Origin of the sequence: Gorillibacterium massiliense, assembly GCF_000455485.1 — a bacterium.
Lineage (GTDB): Bacteria > Bacillota > Bacilli > Paenibacillales > NBRC-103111 > Gorillibacterium > Gorillibacterium massiliense.
This window is the reverse complement of the sequence record NZ_CBQR020000058.1, coordinates 25,229-49,625: the sequence shown is the minus strand read 5'-3', so window position 1 is coordinate 49,625 and position 24,397 is coordinate 25,229. Positions and strand designations below refer to the sequence as shown.

Annotated in this window: 15 protein-coding genes and 1 pseudogene; 3 read left to right on the top strand and 13 right to left on the bottom strand. The window is 40.8% G+C overall.

All coding sequences use genetic code 11. The annotated features are described in order from the left end of the window. Positions 1-1,242: 1,242 nt before the first annotated feature. Positions 1,243-1,576 (top strand): annotated as a pseudogene (locus tag TJ79_RS28640) (transposase); the annotation flags it as partial. A 162-nt stretch (positions 1,577-1,738) separates the two neighbouring features. Here TJ79_RS28640 and TJ79_RS06100 read toward each other — a convergent pair. The 9 genes from TJ79_RS06100 to TJ79_RS06060 form a co-directional block, all read right to left on the bottom strand. After that, entirely contained in the window at positions 1,739-3,379 is a 1,641-nt protein-coding gene (locus tag TJ79_RS06100) for a glycoside hydrolase family 43 protein (RefSeq protein ID WP_474995144.1), read from the bottom strand. 107 nt (positions 3,380-3,486) lie between these two features. Further along, on the bottom strand, positions 3,487-5,508 hold the full coding sequence (locus TJ79_RS06095; RefSeq protein WP_040949399.1) for a beta-galactosidase: 2,022 nt from the start codon (positions 5,506-5,508) through the stop codon (positions 3,487-3,489). A gap of 20 nt (positions 5,509-5,528) precedes the next feature. Next, positions 5,529-7,007 carry a GH39 family glycosyl hydrolase gene (locus tag TJ79_RS06090; protein ID WP_040949398.1) on the bottom strand — a complete coding sequence of 493 codons (1,479 nt, stop codon included), beginning with the start codon at positions 7,005-7,007 and terminating at the stop codon, positions 5,529-5,531. Next, complete coding sequence (locus tag TJ79_RS06085) at positions 7,004-9,283, bottom strand: beta-glucosidase (RefSeq protein ID WP_040949397.1); 2,280 nt, start codon at positions 9,281-9,283, stop codon at positions 7,004-7,006. The genes TJ79_RS06090 and TJ79_RS06085 overlap by 4 nt, the downstream gene beginning before the upstream one ends. A gap of 64 nt (positions 9,284-9,347) precedes the next feature. Continuing rightward, positions 9,348-10,187 (bottom strand): carbohydrate ABC transporter permease, encoded by an 840-nt coding sequence (locus TJ79_RS06080; RefSeq protein WP_052339330.1) that lies wholly within the window; start codon positions 10,185-10,187, stop codon positions 9,348-9,350. A gap of 63 nt (positions 10,188-10,250) precedes the next feature. Further along, complete coding sequence (locus tag TJ79_RS06075) at positions 10,251-11,168, bottom strand: ABC transporter permease (protein WP_040949396.1); 918 nt, start codon at positions 11,166-11,168, stop codon at positions 10,251-10,253. Between the two features lie 94 nt (positions 11,169-11,262). Beyond that, a complete protein-coding gene (locus tag TJ79_RS06070) occupies positions 11,263-12,768 on the bottom strand; it encodes an ABC transporter substrate-binding protein (protein WP_040949420.1) in 1,506 nt (501 codons plus the stop codon). A gap of 216 nt (positions 12,769-12,984) precedes the next feature. Then, positions 12,985-14,589: a response regulator transcription factor gene (locus tag TJ79_RS06065; protein WP_040949395.1), complete on the bottom strand. Its 1,605-nt coding sequence runs from the start codon at positions 14,587-14,589 to the stop codon at positions 12,985-12,987. A gap of 17 nt (positions 14,590-14,606) precedes the next feature. Next, a complete protein-coding gene (locus tag TJ79_RS06060; RefSeq protein WP_238322835.1) occupies positions 14,607-16,175 on the bottom strand; it encodes a sensor histidine kinase in 1,569 nt (522 codons plus the stop codon). A 1,343-nt stretch (positions 16,176-17,518) separates the two neighbouring features. Between TJ79_RS06060 and TJ79_RS06050 the strand changes: the two genes are divergently transcribed. Next, on the top strand, positions 17,519-18,205 hold the full coding sequence (locus TJ79_RS06050) for a FadR/GntR family transcriptional regulator (RefSeq protein WP_052339327.1): 687 nt from the start codon (positions 17,519-17,521) through the stop codon (positions 18,203-18,205). Next, the gene (locus TJ79_RS06045; protein ID WP_040949392.1) at positions 18,198-19,379 is read left to right on the top strand and encodes an MFS transporter; all 1,182 of its coding nucleotides are present in this window, start codon (positions 18,198-18,200) and stop codon (positions 19,377-19,379) included. The genes TJ79_RS06050 and TJ79_RS06045 overlap by 8 nt, the downstream gene beginning before the upstream one ends. Positions 19,380-19,523: 144 nt before the next feature. Here TJ79_RS06045 and TJ79_RS06040 read toward each other — a convergent pair whose 3' ends face one another. The 4 genes from TJ79_RS06040 to TJ79_RS28635 form a co-directional block, all read right to left on the bottom strand. Then, the gene (locus TJ79_RS06040; protein ID WP_040949391.1) at positions 19,524-19,748 is read right to left on the bottom strand and encodes a hypothetical protein; all 225 of its coding nucleotides are present in this window, start codon (positions 19,746-19,748) and stop codon (positions 19,524-19,526) included. A 220-nt stretch (positions 19,749-19,968) separates the two neighbouring features. After that, the gene (locus tag TJ79_RS06035) at positions 19,969-20,643 is read right to left on the bottom strand and encodes a hypothetical protein (protein ID WP_052339326.1); all 675 of its coding nucleotides are present in this window, start codon (positions 20,641-20,643) and stop codon (positions 19,969-19,971) included. Between the two features lie 154 nt (positions 20,644-20,797). Next, positions 20,798-22,978 carry a TnsD family Tn7-like transposition protein gene (locus TJ79_RS06030; protein ID WP_040949390.1) on the bottom strand — a complete coding sequence of 727 codons (2,181 nt, stop codon included), beginning with the start codon at positions 22,976-22,978 and terminating at the stop codon, positions 20,798-20,800. Between the two features lie 36 nt (positions 22,979-23,014). Beyond that, positions 23,015-24,397 (bottom strand): TnsD family Tn7-like transposition protein, encoded by a 1,383-nt coding sequence (locus tag TJ79_RS28635; RefSeq protein WP_040949389.1) that lies wholly within the window; start codon positions 24,395-24,397, stop codon positions 23,015-23,017.

The following is a 24,397-nucleotide window of genomic DNA, read 5'->3' as shown; positions in this document are numbered from 1 at the left end:
CTCCTCTTAGAATCACGATACACGAAGTATAAATCGGCAAAGAGCCGTCCAAACCAGGAACGGGTGTTGTGATTATTTTGTACATAAGCACTTACATATAATAAGTAACTTATAAACCTTGATTTATTCCACTCCGACCGATTACACTTCCCTCAATTTAACTGAACTATGCTGCCGTTAGCTGAACATAAACAGCCGTAGTAAGCCGAAATGCATTTGTGTCAATGTGAATCCTGGTCTGCAAATTTTTTCCTATGTAAACTTGTAAAGAAATCCGAATTTTTGGACACAAAGCAGTATTGTATAATGCTAAATAGACCCTCTAGTTGTATCCTTTAGCAACTACGGGAATGGTACCTTCTTCGTGTCCAATATTGGAAAACAATACAACTTCTTGTCTTTTAGAAAAGACAAGAAGTTGTATCCATAAAATAAAAAAACCGCTCTAATCGCGGTTTCAAATGGTTATATGATCTTGTCTTCATACAGGCCTAAAACACTTTTTACCTCAAATTAAGCCTTACATAAATACGCTTTCCAATCTAGGATTCTGCAATATCAAGTAAGTGAAGTATGGTTGACTGGATCATTAGCCATACACCTGAACATAACATAAGAATTATCTAGAGCCGTATTTCGGCGCTATCGCAGTTTTCTCAACAAACCATCAAACGAGTGTCTAAAACGAAACGGTAATGATATAGATGGGAACGAAGAAAATCTGTTTCGTGTTATGCGTGATCGAGCGGATGAACCGGCACAAAAGGTTACGTTGGATAATTTTGACGACCGAAGAGGGATGGCACCGACGTAAGATTTATGCCCATTTTGACCCATTCAGCCGATTCTATTTCTCCTGATTGTCGCTGATCATTATCCCAATACGGGTGCCAACCCCGCCGCCGCAACCACCAATACGTTCTGCACCATCGCTTCTGCCGTGCGATTTTCAGGCTTTCTACTCCAATCCACGGCCGCCTCAAATATTCACCAACTAATGAATAGGGCTGTAGTTTCCATTATCTCTTGCGAGACAGGAGTGCTCGTGTCCTGACTCAACCATTCGAGCAGAAGATGATAAAGTTCTTTTTGCATAGCGATTTCAAACAGCGGTTCAAACTGACTATAGTTAGAATGACGGTTCGCAAACTGCCCATACTAGTTATTGAAGAATTAGGCAGTTCTTTCTTTAATATGATCTGAAACTTCCCCCTCACCCAACACTCAAGAAAGGCAAATTTATCCTTTGAGCCTCTTACAAAGGCTATGGAGAACTGGGAAACTGAAATATCCGCCTACTCCGACCACCGCGTCACCAACGCCTATACGAAGTCTCTGAATAGCCTTATCCGTGTCATTAACCGTTATTCGAAGCCCTGCGAACCAAAATACACTTTATAGAGGGGCTTGCAAAACAACGGAAGCCTAAGTATCTGCGGGGATCGATGACTACGTACTGGAAGAAAACTTCCCAATGTTCAAAATGCCTCTCGTTATTCGTGAACCAAATGAAACATCACTTCTTCGTATCGATCTTTCCACCTTGATTGAAAAAATGGAGAAGGGCGAAATATAAGCCCTTTTCCATCATAAAATCCGATTATCCAAAAATAAAAATGGTGAAGATATTGTTCTTGCTTTCGATTATGTCATCTTGGCAATTAGCTATGCACCTTATTCTGTTCATTAGACTAATTAGACTATCAGAAATGCGTTCTCAATAGAAAATAACTAACCCTCAAACTTCCCTGTATTCAAAATAGTCAAAATCAGCCATTTTGGATTTACGGTAAGAATCCTGACAACATATCCCCACAAAAGTACCCGTAAAATGTCCCGAACTTGAATATTCATCCGAGCATTTGCTTGCATCTAAAACGGGACCAATCTGTTCCCAATTCTCTCCGTCCGATGAACAATAGAAAAACAATTTAACCTCATCAATTACAGCACGCATGTATATTCGATTCCAATCTTTGATCTTACGTCTAGATTCAACGAGTTCCACCTTTGTTCCATTGTCCGAATATAAAATACCCAAGCATTTGGAATTAAGCGTCTCGCTGAAGTATATCCGTAAATAATAGAACATATTTTGATCATAGAATAACGTTAATCCAGCTGCCTCATGATATCTTTCCGGCTCAAACTCCACACAGGTTTCAATGATCGCGTGCACAGATTGCAAACGACGTGCAATCAGACTTTGCTTATGTAAAGAAAATAGAGACTCTCTGCCCCTTAATCGAAGATATCCTGGTCTTTCTTTCAAGGAAACCCATGACTCTTCGAAGGGAACCCTAAGTGAATTCAAGTTTACATTCCATACTCCACTATCGAAATCTTCCCTCACCGGCTCAGATACAAATGGATGTGGGGAAAGCAGAGGCTCTTGCACCTGGAGCTCAGGCATACAGCCTTCAGTAGCCAATCTAATCCAATCATCATCTGTCCATTTACAACGTTGGAGTGCTGTTTCTCTTCCCAACATACTACGGATCTCGGGAAGAACAGGACGGGCACACAGATGGGCAATGTACCATTCGCCATTTTGCGTCTCAACCAATGAACCATGTCCACTCTTCTGCAAAATCGAGTTTGGATTGTATTGATAAAGCTTTAAATAATCATCTACATTTCTTCTGTTCAAATTAACAACACGAGCTGAGGTAATAATCGGATTACAGGGGTCAGACTTGTAAGGCCCTAATAAATTCTCTGATCGAGCAATGGTTACTCCATGTCCAAACCCTGTCCCACCTTCTGCAGCCATCATATAGTAATATCCGTTGCGTTTATAAATATGCGGTGCCTCCAAACACCCCATATTAGTCGCTCCGCAAAAAATACGTTCTGGATGACCGACGAGCTTTTTCAGAACATGATCATATTCTTGAATAACAATCGAGCCTGGATGTTCATATCCTTTTCGCGTTTCCCACTCTAAGTTCAGTAGCCATTTCTTTCCGTCGTCATCGTGAAACAGCGAAGGATCAAACCCTGAACTGTTAAGATATATCCTTTCTGACCAAGGTCCCAATATGTCTTTCGCTGTTACTACATAATTGTCTAAATCAAAAGCATTGCCGTTTGTACTCCGCATAATGGTATAAACCAAAAAGAACGTCCTATCTTCCTCATCATAAGTAAGGCAAGGTGCCCATACTCCCCCTGAAGCTTCAATACCCTTTAAATCGAGTTGCGATTCTCTATCTAAAGCATAGCCAATAACTCTCCAGTGGATCATATCGCGTGAATGGTGAATCTGGACTCCAGGAAACCATTCAAAGGTCGATGTTGCTATATAGTAATCATCCTCTACTCTAAGAATTGAGGGATCTGGATTAAAGCCTTTCAAAATTGGGTTCTGAATCACCATTATCCATCCTTTCTTAATCTAAAATAGTCGTCGAATAAAAGGAGCTTCCCATTATGCAATGGAAAGCTCTTTTCTAAATGTCATTTTGCACTAGAGTTGTTATCAATTTAGGCGCTAGGATAAGTATTCTCCTCAATTATGGCGATTCCCCAGCGTTCAAGTTCAATCTTTTCCCCAGTACATATCGGATGATCTGTCAGCAATTCAGTACCACTCTCGTGAGGATAGAAGAACGAATTCAAATGATCCGAATAATTGAAGTAATATCTTATCGTTCGTCCCGATTCATTCTTTCCAATTTTCACAATAAGAGGAAACTGAATCTCTTGATCCAATCCCCACAACATCGCGTCTCTGCAGGCTCGTTCCAATATTTTCCTTATAACTTTTATACTCGGCAAGCAACCAATATATATCGCTTTACCTTGACCATATTGGTTCGTAGTGATTGCCGCATAAGCACCCCAATGAGGATGATCATACCAAGCGAGTGCCTCTGCTGTCGTAGGTGTTAGTAGTTCCATCCATGTGTTAATCCCGTTATGATCTGTCCCTACGTTAAATGGATCTCCCTTCAGACATACTCCTTTTGGTTCCACAAACTGGCTGTATTGAATTCCACACGCGTCTCCGATTATCCATGGCTGCATCCCCGCTCGAACTTTTACATGTTCGTCAGTAAAGCCGCTCTTGAACGTATACACGACATGACCGCCATTATATACATACTGATTCAACTTTATCAACAGATCATCTGTTGCCGCATACAGTGCCGGAATAATAATCAAGTCATATTGCTCAAATGACTCTGAAGAGCCTGGATGTAAAACATCACAGCCAATGTTCATCTCATACATTTGGTCATACATCAAACGAACAATATCGTTATAATTGGTGTTTCCACCAGGAAGCGGGAACCACTCTAATGCCGTTAACGCTTCATTGCTGACAAGAAAGGCTGCCCGATTGCTTTTCTTCAAATTGAGGAGATTTGGAGATAACCGGGCGAAATCACAACCGATCGTCAAAGCTTCTTCGTAGGTTGGATTGGAAGCAAAGTCATGACTGAGTAGGCCCTTCCAGTAGGTCTCGAAAGAGTTGTGAATTGAATGCCAATGCCAATATTCCACCATGTTGGCTCCAGACGCTAAGTGACTGAAAGCCTGTAGACGCAACTGACCAGGATAAGGAGTCCAATTCGGAAAAGCTTGCGCCTGAGTCTCAAGAACAAAGTAGTTCGTTCCTTTGAGCGAACGAATGACATCACCCCCGAACGAAATCTCTTTACCTGTCAATTCATTCTGGGAAGGATGATAGATATCAACTCCTGCGATGTCAAGCGCCTTCGATGCTTCGAAATGATTGACATCCGGTTGAACGCCAAACGAATAGCCACGCCATTCAAAGTCGAAGTTATGTGTCACAAATTGATCCGACCGTTTATACTCATTAACGATCGATGCTTGCCAAGCCAAAAACTCAGTAACGAGTTGTCGTTGAAAATGCGCAAATTCTGCACCGAGACTACCATTAATGGTGCCCACAATGGAAGGAAATTCTTCCCAGCTATTAATCCGGTTACTCCAATAATCAAGTCCGAACTCTCTATTAAGTTCTTCTAGCGTGTTAAACTTGTTACGTATATACTTCACAAACCGCTGCTGAACATTGGGTCCGCTCGTCCGGTAATGTTTCGTCTCATTATCAATCTGGTATCCAATTACTGCCGGATGCTGAGAGACGTGACCGATCAGTTTACGGATAATACGCTCCGCATAGAATAAATATGTCGGATTGGTAATGTCCATAATCTGCCGTGCCCCGTAGCGTCCCGGACCGTCCGGAGTTTCAGCGAGGACTAGCGGATGTTCCTTGACCATCCAAGCAGGAACAGCATATGTGGGTGTACCGATAATGACATCTATGCCAGCTTGATACATGGCGTCGAGTACGCGATCTACGCTCGAGAAATTGAACATTCCATCTTGCGGCTCATGAGTACTCCAAGTCGATTCTGCGATACGAACCACATTAATGCCCGCTGCCTTCATCATGTCGATGTCCGTACTTAAGCGTTCATACGGCATATATTCATCATAATAAGCGACACCGTAAAGCAGCCTCTTCATCTTCAGTTTTCTCCCATCGTTTATAACTCGATCGTAATTGCAACCAAGCCATGGGCCGGCACAGTGATTCGAAGCTCAAATCCATCATTTGTACTTACAGGTTGAATGAATTCTTCTTTTGGTACCGATGCTTCAAACAACTGAGCGAGTTGTTCCTTATTAGGATAGGCTGGTCGACCCATCTCTTCCCATTTCTTACGTGGGTTAGCACTGTCACGGTCTACTCTCTGGATAAACGCAGGCTTTTCGGAGGTTGCTTCATACACACAAATACAGACTTCTTCATCCTGGACAACAGCGTTAGGAACTTGATGATTATATACCATCAGCTTCAACTGATCAGCTTCTCGTGTCGCAGCCATTTCAACTGTTGATTCCACGTTGCATTCAACCTGGAGCCGAGTTGTTCCCATCTTGTGAAGCATTTCAAACATGCGATAAGTTGGCTTCGGTGTACCATAGATCGTTTGGAGCCCCATTCCATTGTGAAATGGCACCGAGGATTGTTGGGACTCTTCGAAGAGGTCAGAGAAAGTCCAGAAGGAATAAATATCCACAACCCCATCTAGATCAAAGATGGTTTTCGCTGCCAACACGGCCGTCGAGGGTTCATCATATTCATTGTTATACGCAGCATTCCATTCCGTATAGTAGAGCGGTAGGCCATTTGCTTCTTCACGTGATTTCAGTGCCATTTCCTGCATAACACCACGTTTGAATGAATATGTCTTCAGCAATTCCTCAAACCCGCTTAATCCGTTTGTATAAAAATCCTCAAGCCGTACCTCATCTCTCCACAACGGCTCATCTGACGGATACTGGTGTGTCGAGACAAAGTCAACCGGTGTCCCAGTTTCCTTACAGAAAGCAAGGAATTCGGGTATCCATGAATTTTTGGAGGTAGCAGGTCCGCCGACCGGAAGCTGATCATCAACCTCCTTGATCGCTTTCACTGCGTGGCGATATAGTTTGAAATAATCCTCCATCGTACCCGTCCAGAAGATACCGGTCAAATTTGGCTCGTTCCATACTTCGAAATACCAGGTACGTACTTCTTCCAGGCCATATCTGTCAATTAAGTGTTGCACGAGTACACGAATCAATTCTTCCCATCGCTCATAGTCCGACGGTGGAGTAATGTTGGCTTTGTAATGGAAAATCGTTTCTTTGCCGGAAGCCAATGCTTCTGGCATATAACTTAATTCAACAAATGGTTTCATGCCGTTTTCCAGCAGAAAATCAAATATTGAATCAATTGTATAAAAGGAATAGGCTTCTTTCTTTGTCCATGGGCTTTTTACAAAGACACTCATTCGGTCATCCAATAGACCATGAAAGCGTACATATTTAAAACCCATATCATCGTGGGCTTTCTTTAATTGACTCCTCCAGTCTTCTCGCAATCCCATATACGCATGGCAACTGCCGACACAAGTTTCCCAATAATGCGGGAACGGCTTCCCTTCTGTTTTTGCATTCAATTTAAAATTAGTTGTCATTGTACTGTACCTCCATTCAGAACTGTTAGCATGTCATCTATATTTTTTTCAGTCATTGTACCGCCGCTAAAAGCCAATAAAGCTCGTAGTGGCAAATACTTCATGATTGCTGCCATCATCTGTGATTCCTCCGCACTTGCCGTTTCACTCTTAGCCAGTGGATTTTGCCGACTTAACATACCTGTGATAATCGGATTCGTTACTGGATCACTTAGCAGATCACCAACAGTCGTGTTGCGATTATATTTGATTTTCAGGTTTGTTGTTGATTGAACTTGAATCGAGTCTGATAAAACGATGCAATTGGACGATGAGCCAATCAGAATATCAAATACTCCTGATTCAACATGCCAATCCTTTAATTCGACATTGTAATAGGCAAACGCCCGTTTATTAAGCGTAAAGGTCACGGTTTTTTCCTCACCTGGCTGCAGTTCAACTTTCATGAATCCTTTAAGCTCTTTTTCTGGACGAATCACCTTGCTTTCCTTGTCACGTACATATAGTTGAACAATCTCTTTACCGGCACGTTGACCTGAATTCATAACCTTTAGCCGTACGTCCACCGATTCGTCGTCTCGGATATCTTTTTGAGTAATTACAATATCGGAATAATCAAATGTTGTGTAACTTAATCCATGTCCGAACGGGAACAAAGGTTCAACCTTTTTTGTGTCATAATAACGATAACCAACAAAGATACCTTCCCGATATTCCACCCGATCGTCCTCTCCGAAATAGTACAAATACGATGGGTTGTCTTCCAGTCTCTTCGGGAACGTCTCCGCAAGTTTTCCACAAGGATTGGCATCACCAAATAGCAGATCTGCTATCGCGCCTCCCATTGCTTGACCGCCTAAATACGCTTCCAGAACTGCTTTGACATCACCAATCCACGGCATCTCCACAGGCGAACCGTTGCTAAGAATGACAACAACATTCGGCTGCACCTTAGCCACCTCATCGATAAGTTTGAGTTGATTGTCTGGAAGATGCAGATGAGTGCGGTCATAACCCTCCGATTCATAGCGCTCTGGCAAGCCGACGAAGAGAACTGCAACATCTGCTTCGCATGCATGTTTCAATGCTTCTTTCATGAACAACTCATTCACCATGTCATCGTCGAGTGAATACCCCTGAGCATATAAAAGTGTGACGCCATCGCCTGCAGACTTGGCCATTTCTTCGCATATATCATCAAGCTTAGTTGGCACGACGTGGGAACTGCCACCACCCTGATATCTCGGGAGTTGAGCAAGTTCGCCGATTACCGCGATCTTGCCTTCCTTTTTTAAAGGCAGAATGCTGTCTTCATTCTTTAGAAGCACCATGCTTTCACGTGCAACAACCCTTGCTATATCATGATGAACATCGGGATCGTAAGTTGCACCGTGCTTCTTGCTATCTACAGCTTTGAAAATAATATGCAATAACCGCTCAATCGCCTGATCCAGCTTCTCCTCGGATAACTTACCACTGCGGACCGCTTCAAGAATCTTGCCTTCACCTATGGCTCCGCTAGAGGGCATCTCTAGTTCCAGGCCGGCTGCCAGTCCCTCAGCACGTTCATTTACAGCACCCCAGTCTGAAACGACGAAGCCTTCATGCCCCCATTCATCCTTGAGAATATCCGTAAGCATGCTCGGGTTTTCGGACATAAACGCACCATTCAGCTTGTTATAGGAACACATTACGGTCCACGGTTGCGCCTTTTTGATTGCACCCTCAAAGCTAGCGAGGTATATTTCTCGTAAAGTCCGTTCGTCAACAACTGAATCTGAGGTCATTCGACGGTGTTCCTGGTTGTTGGCAGCGAAGTGCTTTATCGATGTACCAACACCTTGGCTTTGAACGCCAAGAATATGATGCGCAGCCATTTCGGATGATAAATATGGATCTTCGGAGAAATATTCAAAATTTCTTCCACAGAGTGGAGAACGCTTAATGTTCGCGCCTGGTCCAAGGAGCACCGCTACATCTTCCGCCTGGCACTCTTCCCCAAGTGCCTGACCCACCTTTTCAATCAGTTCCCTGTCCCAAGAACTAGCAAGGCCTGCGGCAGAAGGGAAGCAAGTTGCCGGCACACTATTCAGAATCCCTATATGATCTGTACCTGCCACTTGCTTACGGAGACCATGCGGACCATCCGTTACCATAAGTGATGGAATGCCAAGTCGCTCAACTCCTTGCATTCGCCAAAAGTCCTTTCCAGAACACATTGCGGCTTTTTCTTCCAACGTCATTTCAGAAATTAGTTTCTTCAAATCACGTTTCATTCTGTCACTCCTATAACTTTGATATGAGTTGCCATATTATCAAGGTGAGACCACACCACTGTATTTACTTTACGGCGCCAATCGTGATTCCTTTGATAAAATACTTTTGGAAGAAGGGATAAGCGATAAGTATAGGAAGCACACCGATTACCGCAATTGCCATTCGAACGGATGTGCTAGGAAGTTCTGTCATTGATTGGTTAGCTGATGAACTTAAGTTACTGTTATTGGATAGAAACTGAATATCTTCCATGATACGATTCATAATATTCTGAATACTGAACCACTTTGGATTGTTAACGTAGGTCATCCCATTAAACCAGTCATTCCAGTACAGAATCGCTTCGAATAGGCCGATGGTCGCCATAATCGGTACTGACAATGGTAGTACTATTCTGTAAAAAATCTTGATTTCTCCAGCCCCATCTATGCTCGCTGCTTCAAGCAGTGCTGGTGGAACCGAAGTCATAAAGTACGTACGCACAAGCAAAACATTAAATCCGTTCATAAGCAACCCCGGTATAATGAGTGCCCAAAGCGTATTCTTAATGTGAAAGAACTGTGTATAAATCAAGTAGGTTGGTACAAGACCACCATTGAAAAGCAAGGTGAAGAAAACAAGAAATGCCCAAAAATTCTTGAGTGGCAAATCTGATCGAGACATCGGGTAAGCCAGCATTGAAGTCATAGCCAGACTTGCTACTGTACCTACAACCGTAACTAATACAGTAATGCCGTAGGCATGACCGATTTCGTTCCAATGCTCGTACAAATACTTGTAAGCTTTAAGGCTTAATTCATCTGGAAAGAAGCTGTATCCATTTTGTAAGATGCTTTGTTCACTGGTGACTGAAGATATGATTAAGAGGACAAATGGAATGATGCAGAGGATTGAAAATCCCATCAATATGATGTGAGGAATCCAATTCCCCCATTTATTGCCTTGTACCACCAATATTCACCTCCACTAAAATAATGCATTTTCCTTGCTGTATACTCGGACAACATAATTGGATAGAAGGACTAGGACAAAACCTACAACCGACTGGTATACCCCAGCTGCTGAGGACATTCCGAAATCCCCCAGATTCATAAGCGCGCGGTATACATACGTGTCGATGACGTTTGTTGTATCCGTTAAGATGCCGGAATTCATTGGAACTTGATAGAATAAGCCAAAATCTGAGTAGAAAATACGTCCGATGGCCAGCAGAGTCATCATCGAAATGACTGGAACAATGAGTGGAATCGTTACATAGCGGATTTGCTGCCATCTGCTTGCTCCATCAAGTGTTGCCGCTTCATAATATTCAGTATCGATGCCTATAATTGAAGCCAAATACACGACACTGAGATATCCTACTCCCTTCCAGACGTTCACAATCGTAAGAATATAGGGCCAGTACTGCTTCTGTGCATACCATGAGATTTCGTCAATTCCCAAGTGCGGAAGAACCGATTTATTGATGAAACCTGTATCGCTGCTAAGCAAGGCGAATACAAGATAGCTAACGATGATCATTGAGATCAAGTAAGGCAAAATGATAATGCTTTGATAAAAACGTTGGAAAAACTTTATTCTTATTTCGTTCAGAAGAATGGCCACCGTGATTGCAGCAACCGTATTAAGTAAGATAAAGCCTCCGTTGTACAATACTGTGTTTCGGGTAATAATGTAAGCATCAGATGTTTTGAACAAATACTTAAAGTTATCAAACCCAACCCAATCGCTACCGAAAATTCCTTTGTGGGGAATAAAATTTTTAAATGCGATTATGATACCGAACATGGGTAAATAATTGTTAATCAACAAATAAATTAAGCCAGGTATCATCAGTAAATATAATGGAGCGTACTTCTTCCATTTTCTCGAATTGAATAACATCTCTCTCTCACTCCTTCTAAGGCCATATGCTTCAACAGTGAATGCAATCCAACCAAACTGCTTGCTGTTGAATTGCATTCACAGATTTTTGAACTTATTGCTTAGAAGCCGCCCAAGCATCCAATTGTTTCTGTTTCTCCGCGATGATTTTTTCTATACCGGCATCTTTAAGCTTAGCTATAAATTCCGGCAATGTTTTATCTGGATCCAGAACGCCATTTTCAAGTGCCATACGGTATTGTTCGATAACAGTAGATACTGCTGCAAAGTCTGTTTTTACCGACGTAGAATCAAACGTGAAGCCAAGTGCTTTTGACTTAATAGCATTTTCGTTAAATTCCTTCATTTTGGTCCACAAATCTGGATCGTCACCTTTGAAGACATAGGATAAGAACTGATTTCCGAACAACCAACCGAGGCCGGTATAACCAACATTACTTGCATTAACACCTTCTGGATAGTCGATAACATTGTCTGAGATTTTTGTGTAATGTTTGCCTTCAATTCCCCAGTCTAAAAGGTTAACGATGTCCTTGTCGGAGTACATCAAATTCAGAAATTCCATTGTCTTTTTCGGGTTCTGCGAATTTTGCGCAATACCCCACATAATATTTGTCACCGTACTGGTTTTCGCCACAGCCGGCAGCATTTCTGAAACCACCATTTCGGTTCCGGAGTTTCTCGTTTCTTGGGCTGCAAAACCCGGCTTCATTGGAGAGAGATTCCCTGCCGCTTTACCTGCTTTAATGAGATCAGCTGAAGATTCCTTGACCGTTAATGCGTCTTTAGAGATGTAACCAGCCAAATACCACTTTCTCATCCGCTTTAACAGATCTGAGTACTCTTCGGTTTCAAACCAGTTTACCACTTTCAAATCTTGCCCGTTATTTAACAAAACCCCCATATCATCACCGAGTGAGTCCCTTGTGCTAAACGAGGAAATCGGCGATGAATTAACCCCTGTTGCAAGTGGCGACATCCTGGATTCATTTTCTTTTATTGTTTGAAGCGCTGATTCGACGTCGTCGAGTGTTTTCAAGCTTTTCATATCGATGTTATATTTATCAGCCAAGTCTTTTCTCATCAGGAATCCGTAGCTTGAAGCTAAGTCACGTATGTTTGGAACACCATAAGTTTTACCATCAATCTTAGCAGCTTCCAGGTAATCGGAGCCAAGCGACTCCAGAATTCCACTGCCTTGGCTTTTCAGTAAATCATCCAATGCAATAAACTGGCCTTTTGCTACCATGTTTGCATACGTCGAACCGAAAAGCGGTAAAAGATCTAACTTTTCATTGCTGGTCAACATCAGGTTAATTTGGTTATTCCACGTTCCCATGCTAATCGGTAGCATTTTTACGGTAGCATTGATCTTCTGAAGTGTTATCTTGTTAATGGCGTTTTGTACTTCGAGCAAATCTGCAGGAACGCTTCCGAAGCTGAAGTATGCCATTGTAATCTCATACGGTGGCTCATTCGATACCCCGGAATTGGCTGAAGACGAACTGTTGTTGGCATTGCTCTTTCCGTTTGAACTACATCCGGCAAGCATTAGAGACATCGCGAGCAAAGCACTCGTCCATGCTGTAATACGTTTCATGTTATTCCCCCGTTTGTCATTATTCGTTTCTCTGCAAAATCGAAGTTGGAACTTGTTCTCCTGCAAAGAAGCTATGTTTATCATAACAAGCTACAGATACCCGCTCTACTCCATCTTCGACTTATGACTTTACTTATGTCGACCTTCTTTTACCGCAAAGACAAAGAAAGAGGAGACCGTGTCCCCTCTTTCTATACTGCTATATGCAGCCTTCAATTATTCTTTTGTTCTCATAGGTTCTGCCCGAAATTCAATTGGATTCTTGGAGGAATATTTTTTAAATACACGCGAGAAATGCGAAAAATTCAGATACCCTACTCGGGCAGCAATAGCACTAACCGGCATATCAGTACGAAGAAGTAAATTCTGGGCAACAGTCATTCGCTCTCGAAATAAAAATTCTGTTACAGAAATTCCTGTCTCCCTTTTAAATAACCGATCCAAGTAATCAGGGTTTAGAAAAACGTGTTTGGCGATATCTTCCCTGGATAGCGTTTGATCAAGATTCTTCGTGATAAATGCAGCTACCCGCTCAACAACAGACTCCGATTGTTTGGTCATTTTATCATGTTGAATTGAAGTGCCAACAATATGGTCAATCCAATCAATCATATCGATGACTGAACGGGCAGCTCGCATAGACAATTCAATGGATTGGTCATCGCCGAACAATCGGTGAGCTTGAATCCCCTTTGTTTGGAGATAGGAATAAACCATTTGTAGAAAGTCCTGTTGGAATTGATGAAGCGTTCTGGCATTCAAGCCGTTATCATTACTCCATGCGGTCAAATAACGGGTTGTTTCCTTAATAATCCTCTCCTTGTCTCCTTCCTTTAGCATTTCGAACCAGATGTTTAACTCCGGTTCATGATGTGCAATTGCAGTGAAACTTTTGCCATTCAGTAAAATGACACTATTATTGCAGGCAACATTATTCCGGTCCAAGGATTGAAGTTGATCCGTCATTTCTGGCAATTCATGCGGATACGCGGGATTCCCGACATAACAGGACAAATCGCAATAAAAGTATTTGTGGCAAGACTCGATATATAAATTACAATTGTTTCGCAGCTTATCCTCCTCATCTTCTGTCCACTGTTCAAAAGATAGAATTAATAATTGCTCCCCTTTTCCCAGAAGGATCAATTGTCCATAGCTCCCCAAATGAAGAAGTAGCTCTTCGGCCGATTTCCGGAGCGCATATTCCAATATTTTTTCTTCCCGCATGCTTAACTCTTTAAGCCATCGCTTGACAGCAATAAATACGGGAACGAATCTCATTTTATCTGTATAGGGAATATTCCGATCTTCGGCTGCCTTGCGTATCGCCTCCGGTTGTGTTGAAATTGATCTGTTAAGAATATCTAGCCAAAATTTTTCGATAAGCAATGGCTGATGTTGAAGCCAATACTGGCCGTATCGGCTATACTCATTTTTTTTGGATTCCTTGCTTCTCTTCTCAAGAGCTTTGGCAATGACAACTTCCAACTCTGGGATTGGAACAGGCTTCAGTAAATAATCGAAGCTACCTAATTGGATCGCTTGTTTGGCAAATTGAAAATCCGCATGGCAAGTTAAAAAAATCGATTCTGTATTCGGATACTGCTCCCGAACCCAATCGAGAAGCTCTAATCCACTGCCTTGGGGCATCTCAATATCACATAGCATGATATCAACTGGATAATCCCTAAAAATTTCTTTCGCCTGATGAATGTCATAAGCCGAATGTACTTCGGATATACCTAACTTCCCCCAGTTAACAGCTGACCTAATCCCTTCAACCGCATGAATCTCATCATCAACGAGTAGAAGTCGAACCATGAACTGATCTCTCCTCTCTATAGATTCAACTGAATCGGGAGCAGCATTTCGACGACTGCCCCATTCTGTTCGCCGTTGCGAAATTGAATGCTGGACCGTTCACCATACAGGAGTCCGAGCCGACGCTGGACGTTCCAGACTCCGATGTGCTCCCCTCCGGAGTCATCGATAATTCTTTGCCCTGCGTGAATATTCTTAAGGACATCTTCAGAGAATCCCTTCCCTGTATCGCTTACCGTTATGGCAATCAACGGCTCTGTATGGGAATCGTCAATATCGATCTGCACAGAAATCCCAATCGGATAGATTTCCGCTACGGCATGCTTGATTGCATTTTCCACGAACGCTTGAATCACAAGAGGCGGTATAAGGGTGTCCTTTAAATATTCTGGCACCTTCACATCAAAATCCAGACGTCCCGGGAACCTCAACTCCTGAATCCGAATATAATTTTGAATATGCTGGAGCTCGTCCTTAAGCGGAACAAAAGTCAGATTGCTGCGAAACATATATCGGAAGTATTGGACCAAGCTTAGTGCCATTTCCTGAATTAGTTCGAAATTTTTTACTAAGGCTAGATTGTAGATGATATTAAGGGAATTCATGAAAAAATGAGGGTTAATCTGTAATTGCAAATGCTGCAATTCTGCTTTCTGCTTATTTAATTGTTCTTCGTAAACGTTGATACGTAAATCTTGAATCTGGTTCATCATCTCGTTGAACGTTTTGTTCACCATCTGGAACTCGACTGAGGTTTGGAACGGCTCGATTCGGGTATTCAGATTGCCCTCGCTGATTCGTCGTATCGCTGACATAATCCGATTGAGAGGCCTGAGCACCAACTTGCGAAGCAGTAACAGGCAAGTAGGTACGAGGATGATCGCGATGATGGAGATAATCGTGACGATTCGCCGGAGATACGGCAGATTTCCAAGAATTTGTTCATCGGGAATTAACGCAATCAGACTGAAGTTCCCCTTCGCCGATTGTTCGCCTACGACTAAATAGCTCTTTTTGCCTCCAGATAAGTAATAATGTTTCAGATTCCGAGTAATATCAATTTGATTTCTTCTAACTGTCTCTTCATGAATCATAGGTATGCCATTATCGGTAGCAAAAAGTGATACTCCTTTTTCGCCAAGATCCAGCAAGCTAAGTGGAATGGAGAGCTTTTCAATTTTAATCCACGCACCAACATAGGCTTCACTTGTTCTCAGCAAACGAAACAAATAATACGTTCCTTCAATATCTTCGACATACCAGCTTTGAAGATTAAATTTCCTTGATTGGCGTAGTTCGGAAATCTCAGCTTTGATGTATGCTCTGATTCGATCCCGTTCCTGCATGCTTTGCGTTTCTTGAAAGACATCCAGATAATTCGATTCCGCATTCGTAGAAATAAATATAGAGTCAATCGACTTAAAAGTCATGATATCCGCTGATAGCTTTTCATCCAAACGAACCTGCGCCAGAACACGTTCCTTTTCCATATTGGCATTTGCCATTGTCTGGAGGTCCTTATCATTAACAATGAAGTTCGTTAAATACTTGTCAATGCCGTTTAGATTGTCGTCTATCTGATCCATGTAAAGTGAAATCATATTCCTGTTGGACTGTGCAACTTGATCTCGAACAACTCTAATCGCATAGAAATTATTGTAGAAAAGAAAAATAAGCAGTGGGATTGTTATCACAAGCACACCTAATATAAGCTTTAATCGAATTGAATTCCAAGAGAGTCGTGTAAGATGTCTTGTCATTGTGTTCCCCCTTTGGACGAAACAGAAAGTAAATCCACCAACCTTACAATACATCCAGCAACCTTAACTAGATACTAAAATATCGACTTGTTAATATAAAATTATCGACTTTAGCTGTAATGTAACACGTGGTGAAACAGTACAAATCAACTATGTAAATGGAACGAAAGAGATGGATGAAGGAGCGGAGAAACCGATTATTCTGTAAAACGTCAGCGGTTACCTTTTTACGATCAGACCCCTGCCTTTATGGAATTGTCAGGTCATGGAATCTGACCAGCCTGATTTTGTTGTGTTTGAATTAAAAGATGTCATTAATGGAACCAAATCTAGATATTGTTTATGATAATACCTGAATTTAAGCGGTTGGCAACTAAAACGGATGTCCCAGCCCATCAGTATGCGTTATTGAATGACATGATTATCACCGATGTTAAACTACCAGATATCATTGTTAGTTTCAAGTTTACTAAGGCCGAAGGGACAAACACGAGATGGCTCATACTTTTTCATAACCGCCAAAGTAACAATTCTCGAAGCAAAAAGTGGTTATTCAGGTGGCAAGATGTACAAATGTTACGTAAATGTTCTATTTCCGTTCTCTCAAGCGCGATAAGAAAAGGCCAGCCGTTACGGGTTGACCTTCGCATATGAAGTACATGATATCTTTTCTGGTCCATCTCCGTCTTTTGGCCCCGCACATTTCCATCGTGCGAACCGCACCTTGTAAACTCACCTTCTCTGTACCTTCTGAAGGAACTAATCATGCGAATCCCAAGTTAGGCGCAGATTATCCACAAGCATCTTTTATTGAAGGAGCGTTTCGTTTAATGGCCTACAACATGTCATCCTCAAACATAATGACTTCCCATTGGGAAAGCACATTCAGTTCACAGATATACCTATTTCCTTACGATAACTCGTACATGGTGTTCTTGATCGATTCACTCAACTTCGTTGGGGTTATGGTCCATTAGTATTTCCAAAGTCATTCAATGAAATACCCTTTCTTCCCCTGACATGAGGTAGAAAGTACAACTGACAAGTGGATCTTTATAGTATTGCTCTGGCATAGACACCCCATCGCCACTACTGACCTCTTTGCGATTCTGTAGACATCAGACGTCTGATGACATATAATTCTTTTGTATTTATAAAGGAGTGTTCAATTGATTAATGGGTACAAAAAGACACAGAGGCTCGCTGATTTAGTCTTGGTAGATCTAAAGAAAAAAATAATGGACCACTTGTATGAGTTTGGGGCCAAATTGCCTTCGGAATTTGAACTAATGAAGGAATATGAAGTCGGACGATCTACGATTCGTGAAGCCATAAAAATTTTAGTACATGCAGGTTATTTAAAAATTAAACATGGACAAGGTACTTTTGTTGTTTACAACGAACCTCAAGAAAAACAAAATGACTTTATCCATGGTACACATATTGCAGAGACAAGGCTAATCCTTGAACAAGCTATTGTAAAGCTGGCTGTAGAGCGAAGATCTGAAGCTGATTTAGTTTCACTCAGAGAAGTTTTGAATCGTAGAAATGAAGCTCTTTCTAAGGGGGCTTACTCCTTATATATCCAGGAGGACATTGCCTTTCATATAGAAATCGCCAAAGCAGCTAATAATCCTTCCTTACTTTATCTGTATCAGGAATTTGCCCAGCTTCTTTCTGTCCACTTGAATCGTTTTTTATTAAACATACCGAATTACAATGATAATACTGCTATCCATGAAGAGCTATATACATCTATTTTTGAACAAAATGAAAAGACAGCTTTGAAATGCACCGCTGCTAATATACAAGCTAATGAATCAAATAACGAGGCTGGTGTAAACTGCAATGAATAAAAAAAATACATCCTTTTTAGTCATTATTTCAATACTATTGGTCTCAATGAACATGAGGCCAGCAATAACATCAATTGCTCCGCTTCTAGAAACAATACAATCTGAACTTGGGCTAAATAGCACGATGGTAAGTTTATTAACTGCCATTCCTGTCGTTTGTATGGGCCTGTTCGCTCCAGTAGCCCCATTAATAAGTGGTCGTGTCGGGTTAGAGCGATCAGTAAGCTATTGTTTATTTATAATAGCTGCAGCTACAGGCATGCGCTATCTAGCAGATGATGCTACTGTAATGCTGGCTTCGGCGGGTGTTATAGGAATAGGACTAGCTGTCGCAGGGCCATCGATTTCCGGAACGATTAAACGCCACTTTCCTGATAAGGCACCTATGATGATCGGTGTCTATTCTGTCGGAATTGGATTAGGCGCTTCTCTTGGAGCAGGTATCACTATTCCGATTCAGAATCTAGTGGCCAGTAGCTGGACAGCAGCATTAGCGAGTTGGTCAATGTTAGCCCTACTATCTCTTTTTATCTGGATATATGCTACAAAAAACATGAAAACAGTCGCTAGCCGACAACCTAGTACAAATCGGTTTCCAAGGTTTCCATGGAATGAAAAACGAGCGATTTTAATTATGCTATTCTTCGGTTTACAAGGAAGTTTGAACTATTCGGTAACTGCATGGTTAGCTCCAATATCCCAAACATTTGGCCTAACAACATCTATGGCGGGAACTATACTTACTACGTTTACCATCGTCCAAACCGTCACTGGTTTTATCATTCCTATTCTCGTGAGCAAATATTCTAACCGCCTTTTTTGGATGCTACTCTCGTCTTTTAGTATGTTACTTGGCTTGATTTCATTAAGTTTTTTCAAATACGAGACTATTCCTTGGATAAGTTCAGTTTTGCTCGGCGTGGGCTCTGGCGCATTATTTTTTTTAGCATTACTCCTCCCGTTAGACAATACTAAAAATGCTGAGGAAGCAGGAGCCTGGACCTCTATGGTGCAATGCGGCGGTTATATTATTGCAGGATTAGGACCGGCATTTACAGGGCTTATAGTCGATATTTCTGGAATTTATGAGAATGCATTTATCATGATGTCCTTTCTTTGCATAGTTATGATGGCTATATGTTTCGCATTATTTTATAACCAGAAGAACAAATAATAAGAAAGGGGTAAAACTTTGACTACTGATATAAAGAAGACTGGTTCCACACTTTTTATCATTTTGAAATCGTTTTCTTTCTTTCCTTTATTACGCCAATTTCCAAGAACCTGAGTGCGGTTTTAATGTGATTTGCTAAAGCTTCTAACCGTACACGACGATATTAGCCTGAAAGTCATTATCCTGTTCAAATGCATTTATCAAATTGTTTGAATCACCAGGCAGATTGCGGAGCACAAGTCCTAGTTCCCTAACTTTAGCATCAACAGCTCGAAGAGAATCGAATTTATCTGTAGCCGAAGAACCATTATAAGCAATTATTTCAGTAAGAATTTGATCAAGCAATTTCTTGGACACTGTTACATCCAATACATTACCCCCCATATGTGTTTTTCGCCAACATATCTTTCACCTTCACTACTGAATTAAGGATACTAGACCAAAAACTATATATTTATTGAAAATTTCTTTAATTCATTTATAAACCGAGTAACATGAGATTTTACCAAAAGCTTACTTGATGTATTAGGTGTATAATTTATCAAATTAATATTTTTATAGTTATCATACTTTCCGTCTTCTTCCTTTTTTAAAGTGGCAGTAAGTATAATTTGATTCTCAAAAGCACTAAAGAGTTCCAGAACTTTTTTTCCTTGCTAGACGAAAGTTCTCCTCCCCTAAAATAGTCCATCACAATTGGAAACTGATGATTTATAACAGAGAGCATTGCATACAACTTTGAAAGATAAAATTCGGTTTCCTCACTACCTGAAAATATTGATTGTCTTTTTGAGAATAGCTCAAATAAAAGGTTTCCTAGTGGATCAATTTCCTTATAAAAAAACCGCATCTTTGTGATTAGCGCGTTATATAGGTTGAGCTTTTCATCTTTTTTTGACTCATTTTTGGATACAACATGTTTCAGTGATTCAGAGAGTTGCCTAATTTTGTTATCAATTTCGATAATTTTGTCATCCGCTTCACTCGCGCTTACAAGATCAGCTCTATACATTAACAACGACTCAATATTTACATCTTCAGTAGCAAGCGTTGTCTGTAAATTACCTTGAAGTTTATTAATATCTCTCGTTAGCTCTGTAATTTCTTCTGTATATGCCTCAATTTTACTTTCAAGAGATTTCAATATCTGATTACGAATATCAATGCTGGAGATATCAAATGAATAAGATTTATCAGCTAGTGAATACCCTATATTTATTGAGTTGCAATCAAGACAATTTAGTTTACCAGCAGTTAATGTCATGTTTAATGATCGAAGCTCTCTTAGTGCTATTTCATTTTTTACTTTTCTCGAGGGGGTACTACTGAGCTTAAATCCCCATCTTCTAATACCATAATATATATTCTATGTTTCAGGAAAATTCCCACAAATAAAAGACCATTAGATACCTAATGGCCTATTTTTTCATTATCTTAGAGTTTGTCCGAATAGGAGGTGCATTTTCATTTAGCCACTGTTTGTCGCTTTTCTGCAGCCATGAGTAATTAGCATTATTAAGTGCGCTTAGCTGTGTACGGGTCATATGCGGATTCTGATTCCTTAAATTCAAAAATATCTCCCTTCTTTGTTCCTTGCTCATGTATCGCCCCATTGTATTTACTTGTTTCATAATTAACGGTAGATAAGTCCTGAACCATTTCTTATCTCGTCTTTCCAGCCACGAATAGTTGCTTCCGCACATTCTTTTTAAATCTTTTCGTGAAGCATTTGGGTTAGAGTCAAATATACTAATAAAGGCAGTTCGCCTTTCCTCAATAGAAAGTTTGATCCTCTTCAGTGACTTACGTGGTGGCTGATGCTGATCCAACCACACCATATCATTCATTCTTAGCCATCGATAATTATTGGGATCTAGGTTAAATATTTGCGTTCGATTATAATCCGGATACTTTTTCTTAAGCTGAAGATATGCTTCTCGTCTAGCATCGAGTCCATAATTATTGTGATAAACTCGTCTTGCTCGAATAGGTGGCAAAACTGATTCCATCCACGCTCTATCATTATCAAGTAACCATTCATAGGTTGTAATATCAATTGACCTTAGTTCATTTCTTGTTAATTTAGGGTTATTTGTAATTAGGGAATGCATCTTATCACGACGTTGTTCGTAGGTAACCGGCTGCCTGTCTATCGGTAGTACTTCGTCCAACCAATCCCTGTCATTTATAAATAACCAATAAAAAACGGAATTAAAGTTTTTGTCAGCCTCTGCTCTTGTCAACTCAGGGTTCTGAGTAAGAATTTTTTTCATTCTTCCCCGTTGGATCCTTTTTGTATCAGTTTGCTTACTTTTAACCAAATTGAGCTTATTTACTCTATCCCTGAGTCTAGCTGTAATAAATCCGACACCTACATTCAATTCCTTTGCAATTGACTTTATATAAATGACATCATTCTGAAGCAGTTCCTCCAATTTCTTATCCCAGAGTGGCCCGGTCTCTTTGACAGTATTTATTTTTTTAGATTCTTCTTCGGTAATACTAGGACCTGCACGTTTAGTATAACTAAACTTACAAATTGGGCATTGAAATTTACCAATAATATTTTCTTTCGATTGTCTATAAGAGATGTCGGTGATTATGTTCGACTCATACTTGGGACATGTTATATTTTTACATTGCCAAGGACCTTCCCCAAATGGGCGAAACTCAACTTCGTCTTGTAAAAAATTTTCGAATGAATTTTTAAAGAAAATCATGACCATTACGTAGTGCACTGGGAATCTAGAGGAAAATCTATTTGTGTAAAACATCTTTTTTATCCAAACTGTTTTTTTGTCAGTAATTTGCTCATCTATTTCATTTAGTATGTTGATAGGGAATCGTCTTAGGAAATCTAGGTATAACTTATTATATTGAACAACATTCGAGTTTACATTTATATATCCTTGGTTTTTAGCAAACATTCTTATCCTTGTTTGAATATCCTGTAAGGAGAAATTAATGGTTGTGTTAAGAATAGCATTATTCTCTCTAGCCAGAGTTAGCAAGCCTTCACTCTCATTTGGAAATGGCTCGATTAAATAATGCCCCGTTGAGCAGAATAAGGGAGTTACGACAAATTCACGTGGTTTCTTACTTTTGAATTCTTCGTTACAAATCCTACATTCCTTAACTAGCCTCACATTATGCTTATAGCAAACAAGTGATCCTGGCAATTGATGACTACGATGCCAATATGGCTCCCCATATTTCTCTATATCTTCTTCAACGCACACAGGACACAAGAACAATGGCGGGTCCGTAAATCGGGTATTATGGCCCATCAGAAACGAAGGGCTTTCATCCCCATAGCATAGAGCATTATTTAATCTTTGAATTTTATCCATTGGGCAAAACTTTTCAAAATACGGATAAAAACTGTGGTTAGTAAGTAGTCTAGAAACATCAATCCTTATACAATCGGCTAACTGACTAAGCCCTTTGTTCCATATCGTATTCGCTTTCCATATTCTAATGTTTTTACCTTCTTTGGTATTGAATAAGCGTTTGATTGTCCGATTAATAGATGTTTCTCCTGAGGAATTGTGAATACGTGAGCAGATACCGTAGATAGTCTCGTCGGGATAAAGTCTCATTCACATACCACACCCTCAGCTTTGAATATTGAAAGGTTATGCTACAATCTTAACGGTAGCTTCATTAATTTTACTATCCACATACGTATCGATCTCTATTGATGCCAAGACCCTAATTCCCGCTTTTCTAAGCACTCTCCACCTAACAGGTACATGACCATCCAAGATTAAAGTGTTAATTGCCCATTCAATCTTTCTGATCTGATTTTGTTCTATTGATTCAATGTTCATGTCCAAAATTGCCTTACTCAGAGGCATTTTGTCCAAGTGCCTCTCCAATAATGCTAATTGATTGATACGCTTGCCTATTTTTAAAACTGTTAATCGATCAGGCTTTTCTAGTGATGAACGGAGTTCTAAGATTGCATTATTTATACTTCGAGCTATATTTTTGTCCCTTTTCCCCCAATCCACACGATTTCCACCGGACCTTCCAGTACGTCTTTGTACTGGCGAACACCTTTTGTACATAGAAGTATTGCGCTCTTTGACGTTTGTGTAGTCATCCATAAATCGGTCAACATCCTGCCACAGGCAGAGTATCACTAATATATGAAGTAGAGGATGAAACGAGCGCCGCGGCACACGCAGGATGCATACCAGCCATGATTCAACCCCAATGGGTGAGGGTACACCTATTGAACTGAGCAATTCCGATGAATAGAACCGATTGAACATTTGAAAAACTTGAGCCTGCTCCACTCTACCCTTCGATGAACACAGTCCTAGTTGTATAAGCCGATGTTGAAATACCTGGTGAAAATTCCGGTGGTTTAAGGCGCCACTTCTTCCGAGTTCATATACCCGCGTAATGCCACATGATAATAATTGAGCTTTATCGTCATGCATCTTCACGGCTTGCCCTGCAAGATCATGTCCATATCGACAATGAGAAGGGCACAATGGGAGACTGGATTCATTATGTACAGTAAGCTCCACTCCGCAAACACTACAATATGAGATAAGCTTGTCGAAATGTTTAGAGCATACCAGCATCCCTGGCAGTTGATGATTTATGTGCCAATACGGTTCACCGTAGTCTGTGTAATCATCATACACACAACCTGGACATAGCTTTAGGTTCTGTTTGTGTCTGACCACACTAGCCATAATCCCTGCTGTAAGATGAATACCACTTCCCCGACCATTGATCATAGCAGTAAAGACCTTTGTCGCTTGAGCCTCACTTATAAAAGGATGAAACAACGGATATATTGTGTGATCTTGGATAAGCTGTTCATTCGACATGGTAAAAACCTTATTCGCGGTAAGCATCCCAATCGAGGATGGTAAATCCACAGAAGCCTTCTTGTGGCCAAACCCAAACAATCGTCTAATCGATGGCTTTATTCGCTTGTCTCCGGTATTTGCTCTTCTCGCGAGGGCACTAACCAAAATCTCATCCTGGTATATTTCCAT

Coding starts and splice junctions, on each gene's coding strand:
- TJ79_RS06100 (WP_474995144.1), bottom strand. CDS start 3,379: ATGGTGATTCAGAACCCAATTTTGAAAGGCTTTAATCCAGATCCCTCA.
- TJ79_RS06095 (WP_040949399.1), bottom strand. CDS start 5,508: ATGAAGAGGCTGCTTTACGGTGTCGCTTATTATGATGAATATATGCCG.
- TJ79_RS06090 (WP_040949398.1), bottom strand. CDS start 7,007: ATGACAACTAATTTTAAATTGAATGCAAAAACAGAAGGGAAGCCGTTC.
- TJ79_RS06085 (WP_040949397.1), bottom strand. CDS start 9,283: ATGAAACGTGATTTGAAGAAACTAATTTCTGAAATGACGTTGGAAGAA.
- TJ79_RS06080 (WP_052339330.1), bottom strand. CDS start 10,187: ATGGGATTTTCAATCCTCTGCATCATTCCATTTGTCCTCTTAATCATA.
- TJ79_RS06075 (WP_040949396.1), bottom strand. CDS start 11,168: ATGTTATTCAATTCGAGAAAATGGAAGAAGTACGCTCCATTATATTTA.
- TJ79_RS06070 (WP_040949420.1), bottom strand. CDS start 12,768: ATGAAACGTATTACAGCATGGACGAGTGCTTTGCTCGCGATGTCTCTA.
- TJ79_RS06065 (WP_040949395.1), bottom strand. CDS start 14,589: ATGGTTCGACTTCTACTCGTTGATGATGAGATTCATGCGGTTGAAGGG.
- TJ79_RS06060 (WP_238322835.1), bottom strand. CDS start 16,175: ATGGATCAGATAGACGACAATCTAAACGGCATTGACAAGTATTTAACG.
- TJ79_RS06045 (WP_040949392.1), top strand. CDS start 18,198: ATGAATAAAAAAAATACATCCTTTTTAGTCATTATTTCAATACTATTG.
- TJ79_RS06035 (WP_052339326.1), bottom strand. CDS start 20,643: ATGACATTAACTGCTGGTAAACTAAATTGTCTTGATTGCAACTCAATA.
- TJ79_RS06030 (WP_040949390.1), bottom strand. CDS start 22,978: ATGAGACTTTATCCCGACGAGACTATCTACGGTATCTGCTCACGTATT.
- TJ79_RS28635 (WP_040949389.1), bottom strand. CDS start 24,397: ATGGAAATATACCAGGATGAGATTTTGGTTAGTGCCCTCGCGAGAAGA.